Genomic DNA, 13922 nt, shown 5'->3' with positions numbered 1-13922 from the left:
GAGGTAGCTTTATGACTCAACAAAAATATGAAAATATCATGGTCGCTGTTGACGGCTCTCGCGAAGCAGAACTCGCTTTTGAAAAAGGTGTTAATGTAGCGCTGAGAAATGCTTCTCGTTTGACAATTGCTCATGTGATTGATACACGAGCTCTCCAAAGCGTCTCAACCTTTGACGCCGAGGTCTACGAAGACCTCCAAGAAGAAGCACAAAAGTTGATGACAGAGTACAAGGAAAAGGCGCAAAAAGCAGGGGTCAAATACGTTGATGTCGTCATTGAATTGGGCAATCCCAAAACCCTCCTGTCAACTGACATTCCTGACGAACACAAGGTTGATTTGATTATGGTCGGAGCTACTGGTCTCAATGCCTTTGAACGCCTCCTAGTCGGCTCATCATCTGAATATATCCTCCGCCACGCTAAAGTGGACTTACTGGTCGTTCGTGACAAAGAAAAAACATTCTAAACCCACCAGGTAAGCAGTTCTAATGCCCTGCTTCACCCATAAATGCAAGTTAAAATCCCTCATTAGGTTAGCCTAGTGAGGGATTTGTGTTTTAGAACGATAAAAATCTTATTTCAGCTTGCCTTTCAAATACTGACCAGTATAGCTGGCTGGATTGGCTGCGACTTCCTCTGGTGTACCTGTCGCAATGATCGTTCCACCACCGACACCACCTTCCGGTCCTAGGTCGATGATATGGTCTGCCGTTTTGATAACGTCCAGATTGTGCTCAATGACGAGGACCGTATTGCCATCATCCACAAAGCGTGATAGCACATGAAGAAGCTTGGCAATATCCTCAGAATGCAGACCCGTGGTCGGCTCATCCAAGATATAGAAGGACTTACCAGTCGAGCGCTTGTGAAGCTCGCTGGCCAGCTTCATCCGCTGGGCTTCACCACCCGACAAGGTTGTGGCTGGCTGCCCTAGAGTCACATATCCTAGTCCCACATCCTTGATTGTCTGGAGTTTGCGAGCAATCTTGGGAATGTGCTGGAAGAATTCTACCGCATCATTGACCGTCATGTCCAGAACCTGAGCGATATTCTTCTCCTTGTAGTGGACTTCCAGAGTTTCACTATTATAGCGGGTGCCGTGGCAGACCTCACAGGCCACATAGACGTCAGGCAGGAAGTGCATCTCAATCTTGATAATTCCATCACCCGAGCAGGCCTCACAGCGGCCACCCTTGACATTAAAACTGAAACGTCCTTTCTTGTAGCCGCGAATCTTGGCTTCATTGGTCTTGGCAAAAAGATCACGAATATCGTCAAAGACTCCAGTATAAGTGGCCGGATTAGAGCGCGGTGTCCGCCCAATCGGACTTTGGTCAATATCAATCAGTCGATCCACATGCTCAATGCCGCGGATTTTCTTGAACTTACCTGGCTTGGCAGAATTGCGATTGAGTTTTTGAGCAATGGCCTTTTTAAGGATAGAATTGACCAGCGTTGACTTACCAGATCCAGAAACTCCAGTCACAGCGATGAATTTGCCCAAGGGGAATTTAGCTGAGATATTCTGCAGATTATTTTCCTGAGCCCCAGTCACTTCGATAAAGCGGCCAGTGCCGACACGGCGGTCCAGCGGTACTGGGATTTCACGTTTACCTGACAGGTATTGCCCAGTAATAGACTTCTTATTTTTAGCCACTTGTGCAGGAGTACCGGCTGCGACGATTTCTCCACCGAAAACACCGGCTCCTGGTCCCACATCAATCAGCCAGTCAGCCTCCCGCATGGTGTCCTCATCGTGCTCAACTACGATGAGGGTATTGCCCAGGTCGCGCATCTTCTTGAGGCTGGCAATTAGGCGGTCATTGTCACGCTGATGCAAGCCAATAGAGGGCTCGTCCAGGATATAGAGGACACCACTCAAGTTAGAACCAATCTGAGTCGCCAAGCGAATCCGCTGGCTTTCTCCTCCTGATAGAGTCCCAGCCGAGCGAGACAGGGTCAGGTAATTGAGACCAACATTATTAAGGAAGGTCAGGCGATCATGAATCTCTTTGAGAATAGGCCGCGCAATAGTAGCTTCATTGTCAGTCAGACTTAACTTCTCCAACTGTTGCAAGTGATCTGCAATAGACAAGTCTGAAACCTCACCGATGTGCAAGCCGTCTTCGCCGCCAACCTTGACAGACAAGGCCTGAGGGCTGAGTCGATAACCATGGCAAGCCGCACAAGTCAGCTCATTCATATAAGCCCGCATCTGCGTCCGAGTAAAATCACTATTGGTTTCATGGTAGCGACGGTTGATATTGGTGACAACCCCCTCAAAAGGAATGTCAATATCGCGCACGCCACCAAATTCATTTTCATAATGGAAATGGAACTCCCGCCCATCTGAGCCAAAGAAAATCAATTGCTTCTCTTCCTCCGTCAGCTCCTCAAAAGGCTTGTCCATATCAATGCCAAAGGCTGCCATGGCCTGCTCCAGCATCTGCGGATAATAGTTGGAGGAGATGGGATTCCAAGGTGCTAGCGCTCCTTCGCGTAAGGTCTTGCCAGCTTCTGGCACCACCACATCTAGATCCACCTCCAGCTTAACCCCCAGACCATCACAGTCCGGACAGGAGCCAAAAGGCGCATTGAAAGAAAAGAGGCGCGGCTCTAGCTCTGGCACCGTAAAGCCACAGACTGGGCAGGCATAGTGCTCAGAAAAGAGCAACTCTTGACCATCCATGGTGTCAATCACCACATACCCCTCAGCAATCCTCAGAGCTGCTTCGACCGAGTCAAAGAGGCGACTGCGCACTCCTTCCTTGATGACAATTCTGTCCACCACAACTTCAATATCATGCTGCTTGCTCTTAGAAAGCTCTGGCACTTCTGTTACATCGTAGACATCACCATCCACTCGCACTCGGACATAACCGTCTTTCTGAATCTTATCAAAAACGGTCTTATGCTGGCCCTTTTTCTTGCGAATGACCGGCGCTAAAATCTGCAGCCGCTGACGCTCTGGCAATTCTAGGACCTTGTCGACAATCTGCTCAACAGACGAAGCCTTAATAGCTCCATGTCCATTGACACAGTAGGGCGTTCCAACACGGGCATAGAGCAGCCGTAGGTAGTCATTGATTTCGGTAGCTGTTCCCACAGTTGAGCGGGGATTTTTGCTGGTCGTCTTCTGGTCGATGGAAATAGCCGGGCTAAGACCATCTATCGAATCAACATCCGGTTTTTCCATATTGCCCAAAAACTGCCGAGCATAGGCCGACAGACTCTCTACATAGCGGCGTTGTCCTTCAGCATAGAGGGTATCAAAAGCTAGGCTGGACTTACCCGAACCAGACAGACCAGTCACTACGACTAGCTTATCTCGGGGGATTTCTACATCAATATTTTTTAAATTATGAGCTCGCGCTCCATGAATTACAATTTTATCTTGCATCTAGTCCACACTTTACCTTTAAACTTCTTCTATTATAGCAAATTTTTCTGCAAACTTTTGCCCAAAAGACTAGAATTTGTAGTATAATAAGACGGTGCTTATAAACGATTCTAGGAGGAGATATGAAACAAGTATTTTTATCAACAACAACCGAGTTCAAGGAGATTGATACACTTGAATCGGGAACTTGGATCAATATGGTCAATCCTTCCCAGAATGAATCTTTAGAAATCGCAAATGCTTTTGGCATTGATATTGCTGACTTACGAGCACCACTCGATGCCGAGGAAATGTCTCGGGTCACCATCGAAGATGACTACACCTTGATTATCGTGGATGTGCCCATCACAGAGGAACGGAATAACCAGACTTACTATGTCACCATCCCTCTTGGTATTATCATCACGGAAGATGCCATCATCACGACTTGCTTGGAAAAGCTGCCCCTGCTGGATATCTTTATCCACCGTCGCTTGCGTAACTTTTATACCTTCATGCGGTCACGTTTTATCTTTCAGATTCTTTACCGAAATGCCGAGCTATATCTGACAGCCCTGCGTTCTATTGACCGCAAGAGTGAGCAGATTGAAAGCCAGCTGCACCAGTCAACTCGAAACGAAGAACTGATTGAGCTCATGGAGCTGGAAAAGACCATCGTCTATTTCAAAGCCTCCCTCAAGACAAATGAGCGCGTGATTAAAAAACTAACCAGCTCTACTAGCAATATCAAAAAATATCTGGAAGATGAGGACTTGCTAGAAGACACCCTGATTGAGACCCAGCAGGCCATTGAGATGGCTGATATTTATGGAAACATCCTCCACAGCATGACAGATACTTTTGCGTCCATTATTTCCAACAACCAGAACAATGTCATGAAGACACTGGCTCTGGTAACCGTTGTTATGTCCATCCCGACCATGCTCTTCTCAGCCTATGGGATGAACTTCAAAGATAATGAACTGCCTCTAAATGGCGAGCCCCATGCCTTCTGGATTATCATGTTTATCGCCTTTGCTCTGAGCGGCTCTCTAACCCTCTACCTCTTCCATAAAAAATTATTCTAACCACCAGAAAGGACTCACATGTCACAAGTAGTATCAGACAAACTAACTAAGAAAAATAAGGAATTCCTCCACATTGCTACTCATCAACTCCTCAAAGATGGCAAATCCGATGAAGAAGTGAAAGCAATCTTAGAGGAAATCATTCCAAATATTTTAGAAAATCAAGCCAAGGGTATCCCTGCCCGTGCTCTCTATGGGGCACCAACTTACTGGGCTTCTTCTCTCACTGCTAAAGAGCGCTATGATGCCGAGCATCCCAAGCAGAATGATGATCCAAAATGGATGATGCTGGATTCCGTCCTCTTCATTTTCGGTTTCTTCACCGTTCTGACCTCCATCGTCAACTTAGCATCTTCTAAACCCTCTGTTTACGGCATGACGACACTTGTCTTTGGTAGTATTGTCGGTGGTCTTGCTTTCTACGCCCTCTATCATTTCGTTTACCGTTTTTACGGACCAGACACTGACCGTAGCCAACGACCACATCTACTCAAATCTATCCTTATCATGCTAGTAGCCATTGCTCTTTGGACCCTTTCAATTGTTGGTTCTAGCCTACTGCCTGACTCTCTCAACCCACATTTATCAAATATCATTGTTGCCATCATCGGAGGGATCACCCTAGCACTTCGTTTCTACCTCAAGAAACGCTTCAATATCAAGAGTGCGACTATGGGACCAGCAAAATATTAAGCAGCATAGAGAGGCTAGTACTTTTGTCCCAGCCTCTCTATTATCTTTGGATTGTCGAGCAAGACGCAGTGATTGAGTGGGCTCTACTACGCTGATTTCATCAGGTTTTACAGTCCTACTCAACTATCCCACTCTCATTTTGCACTTTTTGAAAAGTATAAGACCAACTCATCGTTATTCTCGCACGAAGCATAGGGCGTGAGTGGCTGATTTTGAAACCAAACTCCTGACCCATCTGGCATATAACCACGACCCACATACAGTCGTTGTGCTGGACCATAGCCTTTATGCAGCCCAACACCCAAGCTGACCACATCTGAATAATGCCGCGCTACTTGCTCAGCTTTGTTCAATAAAGCCGTGCCAATTCCTCGCTTTTGGAAACTTTCAAAAACATTAAAATCAGTTAACTCAGGATAAAGACTAGCAAAGGGTCCATGCTTTGCCAATGGAATAACCGTAATGTAACCAGCCAAAGATTCCCCAACAACAGCCACCAAAACTTGGCGCTCACCCGCCTCTTGCTCCAGAAAGTAGTTTTTTAAAATCTCTCTCCGTCCAGGCCAGCCTTGCTGGATAAAAGCATTCGATAAGCCTTCAATGTCCTCAAAAAACATCTTCCTAATGGCTAGTGCTTCTGTCATGGCAAGCCTCCCATATCTTGATAGTTTCTTCTATTATAGCACTGTCCCTTTCTATCATCACAGCAAAAATCCCTGCTAGAAGCAGGGACTCTCATTAGTCTTCGTTTACGAAAGGCATCAAAGCCATTACGCGAGCGCGTTTGATAGCTGTTGTTACTTTACGTTGGTTTTTAGCTGAAGTTCCTGTTACACGACGAGGAAGGATTTTCCCACGTTCTGAAACGAAACGGCTAAGAAGCTCAGTATCTTTGTAATCAACATATTCAATCTTGTTTGCTGCGATGTAATCAACTTTTTTACGGCGTTTGAATCCGCCACGACGTTGTTGAGCCATGTTATTCTCCTTTATATTATAGTTCTAGTTTTGTCCATTATTAGAATGGTAAATCATCGTCTGAAATGTCCATTGGATTTGAATTGCCAAATGGGCTTTCATCACGAGAAAAATTCGGTACTTGGTTGAATGAGTCAACATTACCATAGCTTGGTGTAGAATTTCCACCGAAGCCACCGCCACCAAAGCCAGCTGAAGGCTGCCCTTCACGGCTTGCACGACTTTCCAGAAGCTGGAAGTTGTCTGCAACGACTTCTGTGACATAGACACGCTGGCCTTGCTGATTGTCGTAGTTACGAGTCTGAATGCGACCAGTAATTCCGATTAGAGCGCCCTTTTTTGCCCAATTAGCAAGGTTTTCTGCCTGCTGACGCCAGATAACAACATTGATAAAGTCCGCTTCACGCTCACCACTTTGATTTTTAAAGTTGCGATTAACAGCCAGAGTAAAGGTTGCGACCGCTTGGTTTTGCGGTGTATAGCGAAGTTCAGCATCACGGGTCATACGTCCCACAAGTACAACGTTATTAATCATAATTTACCTTCTTAAGCGTCAAGTTTGACGATCATGTGACGAAGAATGTCAGCGTTGATTTTTGAAAGACGGTCAAACTCTTTAAGAGCTGTATCGTCGTTTGCTTCAACGTTAACGATGTGGTAAAGTCCTTCACGAAAATCTTGGATTTCGTATGCAAGACGACGTTTTTCCCAGTCTTTTGATTCAACAACAGTTGCACCGTTGTCAGTCAAGATAGAGTCAAAGCGTGCTACCAAAGCGTTTTTAGCTTCTTCTTCAATGTTTGGACGAATAATATAAAGAATTTCGTATTTAGCCATTGATATGTTCCTCCTTTTGGTCTAATGACCCCAAGTCGCTGCAAGGGGTAAGTGAGGTTCACTCACAAATAATAATTATACTAGATTTCCTTGCAAATAGCAAGAATAATTTTCGCTTTTCTTTGAATGATCTTCCAAAGCATTTTATCAGCTATACAAAGCATAGCATCCAGTGATTATTGTACCTGTTCAGCTCCTTCTTTTAAGCGACCATAGAGCAGATAGGGAACGGATCTTAATTCTTCAAGGTTGCGGCAGGACAAGGCGCACATCAATAGACCTAACTCTTCTTTCCAGCCGTTCACGATAGCAATGACCTCTTCGACTGAGTATTTTTCTACCAAGGCTAACATGGTTCGAGAAAGGCCAACTGCCTTTACCCCCAGAACCAAGGCTTTAACCATGTCTAGAGGATGGCGAATACCACCGCTAGCCAGCAGCTCCACCTTGTCCACCCAGTCCTGCGCTGCCAGCAAGGCTTGGGCTGTGGTCTGCCCCCAACCGTTGAGATAGTCTCGCTGACGGCTCCGCCGATTTTCAATATAGGCAAAGCTAGTACCACCACGACCAGAAATATCAAAGGTAGAGATACCTAGTGCCTGAGCCTCCTCAATTGTCTTCCGATCCATGCCAAAGCCTACTTCCTTGAGAACAAGGGGGACTGGAAAATCTTTTCCATAGGCTTCCAGATGCTGCTTCCAAGTTCTGAAAGTCCGCTCTCCCTCAGGCATTAGCAATTCTTGCATGACATTGACGTGTAGCTGAAGAAACAAAGGTTTCAAATCCGACACCGCCTGCAAGCCTGCCGCTACTGGTTTATCAAGACCAATATTGCTGGCCAAGAGTAGGCTAGGCTTATCCTTTGCCACAGCATAAGAATCATCATCTGGATTTTTCAGAGCAGCACTGTAAGAACCTGTCACAAAGAGGATGCCACAGGCCTCTGCCACTTTAGCCAGTTTTTCATTGATTTCTCGCCCTTTTGGACTTCCACCTGTCATAGCATTGATATAAAAGGGAAAATCCCAATCACGACCAGCGAAATGAGTGGATAGATCAATCTCGGCCAAATCATAGGCTGGCAAAGATCGATGAATCAATTCTATATCATCAAAGCTATTGTAGCCAAGGGGCTGTTCTAGGGCGTAGTTGATATGATCATCTTTACGACTTTGGCTCATAAGCACCCATCCTTTCTTGGTAGAGTAATTCCAGACCAGCTTCTTGCCAGCGTTGGATCAATATTTGACTATCCTCGGTAGCAAAAGACAGGGCGAAACCACAGTCTCCACCGCCTGCCCCACTGCTTTTAGCGACACAATCCAAGCCCTGACTCGCCTCTCTTAAGGCCTGTAATTGCTCCGTGTAAATCAGCGGACTGAGGCTATCTAAAAGCTGGCTGGCAGTCGATATGCTATCTTTTACAGCTGTCTTATCAGCAGACTCAAGAGCTTCTTTCAGACAATCCACCTGAAGCTGGGTCTGATTCAGGAAGTCTTCGTTTAAACTCGACTTAACCTGCTTGACAAGGTCACTCGAAATAGCTGGTTCTCCCGTCCAAGCAACCAGAAAATCACAGGCTAATGCAGGCTGGATGGGCTTGATTTCATAGCCCCAATCTTGCTCCAAAATCTCTAATAGACTTGTGTCAGCCAATCGCTGGCGGATTGCCATCCGGTCAAAAGAACGATAATAAACCAGTTGCTCATAAGCAATGCAGGCCAGATCTCCCATGGAGCCATTATCCCCCCGCTTGAGAAGTACTACTGCAGCTAGTCTAAAGAGGAGGTCAGAGCTTAGTTTCAGCTGATAAAAGGCAGCCATAGCTTTGATCGTCAAGACAACCACGCTGCCACTAGAGCCCAACCCAAACTTGCGCCCGTCTTTCTCCATTTTTCCCCTGATAGTCAAAGCAAATGGGTGTAATGGGCGTTGCAGCAAGCTGAGATAGTCGTTCATCAACTGAATGGTCTCTTGAATCAAGCCATAATCCGCATCTGGTGCTAGACTGGCTTTATGGCTAAAGAGATCCGAATCCAGCTCATAGATGTCCGCCGCCTCAATCTCTGCCCGCATATAGATGGGAATATTCTTAATCAAAGCCGCATACCCAGGGCTCAGGACAGCATATTCCCCGGCTAGATAAAGCTTCCCGCAGGTCTGGACTTGTATCTTAGTTTCCATCAGGCAATTCCTTCGTTTTGGAGACAATCAGACGGTACTGATCCGCAAAGAGGGGCACCAAGTCTTCCAAGTCCTCTTCAAGACAGAGAACCTTGACATTAGGACCAGCGTCCATGGTGAAATAGCAAGGATGCCCCTGGTCTCGGAGCTGGCGAACAAAATCCATCGCAGCATAGCTTTCCTCCGTCAGATAAGTAAATGGAGGCGTAGCTGTCTCGGTCGTTGCATGCATCCGCAGGGCATTCTCCTCGGTCAACAGCCCAACTTTCTCAAAATCATTATCCTTTAGGTAGACTAGCATATTCTGATAGTCCTGAGCTGACTGGTCAATCCAAGCCTGAAAATTTTTGGACGTTTCGGCACAGAGCTGCATGCCAAGTCGACTAGAAATCGGCTTTTTCTCATCATTAAGCACCAACATAATCATGGCCAGCTTAAGGTCGGTTTGCACAGGGTAAATTGCTCCGCTATCCTTGTCCCATGCTGCCAAAGGACCAAAAAAGGAGCGAGCCGACGAACCTGAAGCAAACTTAGCCAACTGGGCCAACTCCTCAGTATTGTAATGAGTTTCAAAATAAGCATCACAAGCCTTGACCAGAGCAGATAAGCCGCTGGAACTAGAGGATAAACCTGCTGCTGTCGGCATATTGTTACTGGTGTCAATCCGCACCCAGTCACTTGGCTCCGTCCGAAAACGATCAATAATCCGACTGACCTTAGCATGCTCTTCTGGGCTTTGCAGTTGCCCATCGATATAAAATTCATCGCCAGCAGCCTCAGCCGAAAGTGGACTTAACTGGGTTTGGGTATACATATTCTCTAAAGTCAAGGAAATACTGCTAGTGGAAGGAATCATCCGCTCAGCATCTGCCTTTCCCCAATACTTGACAATAGCAATATTGGCGTAAGACTTGACACTTACAGGCTTTCTATCCATATATTGCTGGCTCCTTTCTCTCTCAAAAGACGGGCTAAGTCTTCCGCCTCTTTATTTTCTTTGATTAGCACAATCACGCAGCCGCCTAGGCCACCGCCGCTCATTTTGGCTCCAAGAGCCCCATTTTCAAGCGCCAGCTCAACCAAATCATCAGATAGCTGGCAAGAAACTCCCAACTGAGCTAGTTTGCCGTGAGCCTTAGTCATAGCCTGACCCATGGTCAGCAAATCTTTGAGATGGATTGCCTTTTCAACAATTTTCGTCAGATTTCCCAACTCCTGTAAGAGGGGCAGAGCCTCCTGACCCAAGATTTCCACCTTTTTGATGGCTTCCCGCGTGTGTCCGTGAATGCCCGTATCCGCAATCAGCAGATAAGCGCCCAAATCTAACTCAATTTCTGAAAATCCGACATTACGGATAAACTTGATAGCTACATCACTAAGACAGGTCTTGGCATCCAGACCGCTTGGATTCATATGGGCAATCATCTCTGCTCGATTAGCCAAAATTTCCAGAGTTTCATGATCCAAGGCTTCCTCGAAGTAGTCAAAAACCGCACGAATAGCTGCAATGCTGACAGCTGCAGACGAACCCATGCCTCGCTTTTCTGGCACCATGGAATTCACCTGGCAACGAATCTGAGCACCTTGCTTCCCCAAGTGCTCCAGGCAGGCAAAAACAGCCATGGACAAGGTATCTTCCTCATAGAGAGTCCAAGGCTTCTCAGAAGGAAATACCTGACAAGTCACTTCGATATTATTGAGAGGCAAAGCCAAGGCTGGATAGCCATAAACCACCGAATGCTCTCCCATCAGAATAATCTTGCTATGTGCCTTGCCGACACCCTTCTCTTTTGTCATACTTTCTCTCTATTTCTTCCTTCTATCTTCTATATTTTAATATACTTTTGGAAAAAAAGCGATCTTTTCCTATCTTGACTGACAAAGTCACGTTAAGCAGTCAAAAACTCCAAGCAAGTGCCGGAGTTCTATCCTATTTCATCATCAGTGACGGGCTTTTGACTTCCATTGCAAATATGGAGTGGGGAGGCTACCACTCTCTTCTGATTAGATCCATCAGTTCATTGCGGTCTAAAATCCACTGGGCTCGTTCATCCTTTTCATAGGTGCGATTAGACAGAAAGATTGCAGCTTTCTGGTCTGCTCGATTATACATGATAAAAGTTCCCGTATAGCCAGTATGATCCAGCCATTCTCCCTCCAAATTCCAAGCTAGACTACGCGTCTTGCCCGGCTCTAGAGCAAAGTTTTGGCTCAATTTCTCTGCAAATTCATCCTGCAAATAATGCTCTAAAAAGATCTGCAAATCCTCAAGTCTTGAAAAAAGCCCGGCACTTCCAGCATGCTGGCCTAAGACACGCGCTTTGGGATCATGAACCACTCCCGCTTTCACGCCACGAACAGTCGGCACCGCAGAAGCCACTGGCCCAAAGCTAGTGTTCTTCATCGCCCACGGCTTAAAAATCTTGTCTTCAAATAAACGGTCCAAAGCTTCCCCGTACAGCTCCTCCAACATAAAGCCCAGCAGGAGAAAATTAACATCTGTATAATGGAAGGTTTTGTCATCCAGCACTGTCAAGCTATTGAGTGCTGCCTTTAATTCTTGAGCATTGAGCCTATCCCGATTAGGAATAAAGGGATCGAGCCCAGAGGTATGGGTTAACAGCTGGCGCAGAGTCACCCGATCATCATGAAAGGCAGGATAATATAGTCGCAAAGGCGCATCAACATCCAAGTCACCAGTCTGAAACAAAAATGCCACCAAGGTTCCTACGCCAACCACCTTACTGACGCTGGCCAGATCATAAACCAGACCAGATCGCGTCTCTGACTGATTGGCTGGGTCTGCCAAGCCCAGATAGAAACTCTGCCAGTGCCCATCTCGATAAAGAGACAAACTAGCCCCAGGATAAAGCCCCACAGCAAGCTGCTGATCTATCTTTTCTAAAATCCGCTGGGTCATAGTTGCTCAAACCATAATTCAATATTACTTTGATCTTGGCTGACCAAGAATTTTTTAGATTTTGGGACAAAAAACTCCTGCGTCGCAAAAATCGATGACAGTTGTTCCACATCAAAATTCGCCACCAAACATTTGAGCATAGCCAAATCCCAAGTTTTCGTATTATCAGCTGTCAAATCTTCTCCTTGGGCTTCCTGCACATCTAGGAAATCCAAGACATTGCTTACTGGCTGATAGAAATCCTTGACAGCCTGCAAATCTGGAGCACGAAGCTCGATCTTTTCCACTTCAAATTGACTCAAGCCGATAAAATCGTCCTGCACTTCAAATGCAGGAGTTTCTTGGACTGGTTGCAGACAAGTCGCCTTCTCTTCCGCATAGAGCAAGATGCGATCACCTTCTGGGGAAGTCGCTTCAAAAGCATATCCTTTCTCCCCACGGTACAAATTGTCAACTTGGATTCCTCGAGCCAGCAAAGCCTCAATTTCTGACGCTTGTGCCACCTTGATCACTAAGCGAGCCAATTTCTTTGCCCCTTTCACTCGGCGAGAGCGCATGCTTGGAGATTCTTCTAAGATCAATCTTTCTGTTCTGGTTTGATCGCCCAAAGACAACTGGGCTCCTTCTTCCAATAGGGATTTCATCCCTAGCGTTTTACTATAGAAATCTTGATTTAGGTTCCGATTATTTACTTTTATTACTGGAACAACTCTTGCAACATGATTCACACTCATAACTTCCTCCAAACTATTTTATTGTAATAAATTTTCATTTTTTTGACAAGAAATTATGCGCAAACCAACAATTTTCAGAACATTTCCACTATCCTAATCTAACAGACCAAAAATATAAACCAAATCGCATTTTTCCATTAGTCAAAAGCTAACAAAAAAGACCGAGATTTCTCTCGGTCTTTTGATAAATATTATCCGTAAATCGCTTTAAACAAAGCTACTGCTGTGATACCTGCAAGAATTGGTGCCACAACTGGTACCCAAGCATACCACCATTTTGAATCACCCTTGTGTTCACCAAGGATTGATTTTGGCAAGATAGAGTGCAAGATACGAGGTCCAAGGTCACGGGCTGGGTTAAGACCTGGTCCAGTAGGTCCACCAAGTGAAGTTACCAAGGCCATAACAAGGAAACCAAGTGCCAAGTGAGCAACCGCAGATGAACCATTTGTTGCTTGTGCAAATGTATTATGAATCAAACTTTGAACATCAGATTCCGCTACTTTTTGACCAGCTTGAGCTGCTTGAAGAGCTTGTTGCTGCACATTCTTCTCGATAAGGACCTTCAATTCCGCACCGAAGTGAAGTTTAGTCATGCCCATCGCTGCAAAGAAAAGAACAAAGGAACCAACAAACTCATTGATAAAGCCATTGATTGTTGCTGCTTTACGAGACTCAGCTGTTCCGTGATCTAGACTTGAAATGGTTGAGAAAGTACCTAAAATATTATTAGCTTTTTCTGTTTGCAAGTAGTAAGGACGGTGTGTTGCTACGACCAAAGCCTGTCCGAAGATCGCACCCAAAACTTGAGCAATAATATAAGGAGCTACCTGAGCCCATGGGAAGTAACCGCTAATCGCAAGCCCTAAAGTGAAGGCAGGGTTGATGTGGTTACCTGAGGTATTTCCAAACATCAGAGCTGGAATCATAACCCCCATACCGTAACCAACGGCAATGACTAACCAGCCACTTTGATGACCTTTAGTTCCTTTTAATTCAACATTGGCAACAGCACCATTCCCCAAAATGATAAGGATTGCTGTTCCGAAAAATTCCGTGGCATATTTAATAGCCCAACTGAAATCCATCTAATTTCTCCTTTAAAATT

Annotated in this window: 15 protein-coding genes; 3 read left to right on the top strand and 12 right to left on the bottom strand. The window is 45.7% G+C overall.

All coding sequences use genetic code 11. From position 1 onward, the window contains the following. Positions 1 to 11: 11 nt before the first annotated feature. Positions 12 to 467: a universal stress protein gene (locus FZ941_RS04455; RefSeq protein WP_005591690.1), complete on the top strand. Its 456-nt coding sequence runs from the start codon at positions 12 to 14 to the stop codon at positions 465 to 467. Positions 468 to 575: 108 nt separating this feature from the next. Here FZ941_RS04455 and uvrA read toward each other — a convergent pair whose 3' ends face one another. Continuing rightward, positions 576 to 3401: an excinuclease ABC subunit UvrA gene (gene uvrA, locus FZ941_RS04450; RefSeq protein ID WP_148886987.1), complete on the bottom strand. Its 2826-nt coding sequence runs from the start codon at positions 3399 to 3401 to the stop codon at positions 576 to 578. 122 nt (positions 3402 to 3523) lie between these two features. Here uvrA and FZ941_RS04445 point away from each other — a divergent pair, with 122 nt between their 5' ends. Then, on the top strand, positions 3524 to 4468 hold the full coding sequence (locus FZ941_RS04445; RefSeq protein WP_148886986.1) for a magnesium transporter CorA family protein: 945 nt from the start codon (positions 3524 to 3526) through the stop codon (positions 4466 to 4468). A gap of 18 nt (positions 4469 to 4486) precedes the next feature. Then, positions 4487 to 5161, top strand: coding sequence for a DUF1129 domain-containing protein (locus tag FZ941_RS04440; protein ID WP_148886985.1), 675 nt, complete (start codon positions 4487 to 4489; stop codon positions 5159 to 5161). A gap of 134 nt (positions 5162 to 5295) precedes the next feature. Here the strand turns inward: FZ941_RS04440 and FZ941_RS04435 are convergent, their stop codons facing one another. From FZ941_RS04435 to gla, 11 genes are all read right to left on the bottom strand, one after another. Then, complete coding sequence (locus FZ941_RS04435; protein ID WP_148886984.1) at positions 5296 to 5805, bottom strand: GNAT family N-acetyltransferase; 510 nt, start codon at positions 5803 to 5805, stop codon at positions 5296 to 5298. 94 nt (positions 5806 to 5899) lie between these two features. Then, the gene (rpsR, locus tag FZ941_RS04430; RefSeq protein WP_000068664.1) at positions 5900 to 6139 is read right to left on the bottom strand and encodes a 30S ribosomal protein S18; all 240 of its coding nucleotides are present in this window, start codon (positions 6137 to 6139) and stop codon (positions 5900 to 5902) included. Between the two features lie 40 nt (positions 6140 to 6179). Continuing rightward, the gene (locus FZ941_RS04425) at positions 6180 to 6674 is read right to left on the bottom strand and encodes a single-stranded DNA-binding protein (protein ID WP_148886983.1); all 495 of its coding nucleotides are present in this window, start codon (positions 6672 to 6674) and stop codon (positions 6180 to 6182) included. Positions 6675 to 6685: 11 nt separating this feature from the next. Further along, a complete protein-coding gene (gene rpsF, locus FZ941_RS04420) occupies positions 6686 to 6976 on the bottom strand; it encodes a 30S ribosomal protein S6 (protein ID WP_148886982.1) in 291 nt (96 codons plus the stop codon). Positions 6977 to 7152: 176 nt separating this feature from the next. Continuing rightward, positions 7153 to 8157, bottom strand: coding sequence for a type 2 isopentenyl-diphosphate Delta-isomerase (fni, locus tag FZ941_RS04415; protein WP_148886981.1), 1005 nt, complete (start codon positions 8155 to 8157; stop codon positions 7153 to 7155). Continuing rightward, complete coding sequence (locus FZ941_RS04410) at positions 8141 to 9160, bottom strand: phosphomevalonate kinase (protein ID WP_148886980.1); 1020 nt, start codon at positions 9158 to 9160, stop codon at positions 8141 to 8143. Before FZ941_RS04410 ends, fni begins: the two co-directional genes overlap by 17 nt. Next, positions 9150 to 10097, bottom strand: coding sequence for a diphosphomevalonate decarboxylase (mvaD, locus tag FZ941_RS04405; protein WP_148886979.1), 948 nt, complete (start codon positions 10095 to 10097; stop codon positions 9150 to 9152). The genes FZ941_RS04410 and mvaD overlap by 11 nt, the downstream gene beginning before the upstream one ends. Continuing rightward, positions 10079 to 10957 carry a mevalonate kinase gene (gene mvk / locus FZ941_RS04400; RefSeq protein WP_148886978.1) on the bottom strand — a complete coding sequence of 293 codons (879 nt, stop codon included), beginning with the start codon at positions 10955 to 10957 and terminating at the stop codon, positions 10079 to 10081. The genes mvaD and mvk overlap by 19 nt, the downstream gene beginning before the upstream one ends. A gap of 190 nt (positions 10958 to 11147) precedes the next feature. Continuing rightward, a complete protein-coding gene (locus FZ941_RS04395; protein WP_148886977.1) occupies positions 11148 to 12080 on the bottom strand; it encodes a serine hydrolase domain-containing protein in 933 nt (310 codons plus the stop codon). Then, positions 12077 to 12814 (bottom strand): CppA N-terminal domain-containing protein, encoded by a 738-nt coding sequence (locus FZ941_RS04390; RefSeq protein WP_148886976.1) that lies wholly within the window; start codon positions 12812 to 12814, stop codon positions 12077 to 12079. Before FZ941_RS04390 ends, FZ941_RS04395 begins: the two co-directional genes overlap by 4 nt. A gap of 191 nt (positions 12815 to 13005) precedes the next feature. Beyond that, positions 13006 to 13902, bottom strand: a complete 897-nt coding sequence (gla, locus tag FZ941_RS04385) for an aquaglyceroporin Gla (RefSeq protein ID WP_148886975.1) — start codon at positions 13900 to 13902, stop codon at positions 13006 to 13008. Between the last annotated feature and the right edge of the window lie 20 nt (positions 13903 to 13922).

It is taken from the genome of Streptococcus sp. Marseille-P6264 (assembly GCF_902460355.1).
Taxonomy (GTDB): Bacteria; Bacillota; Bacilli; order Lactobacillales; family Streptococcaceae; genus Streptococcus.
This window is presented reverse-complemented; position numbering and strand designations above follow the sequence as displayed.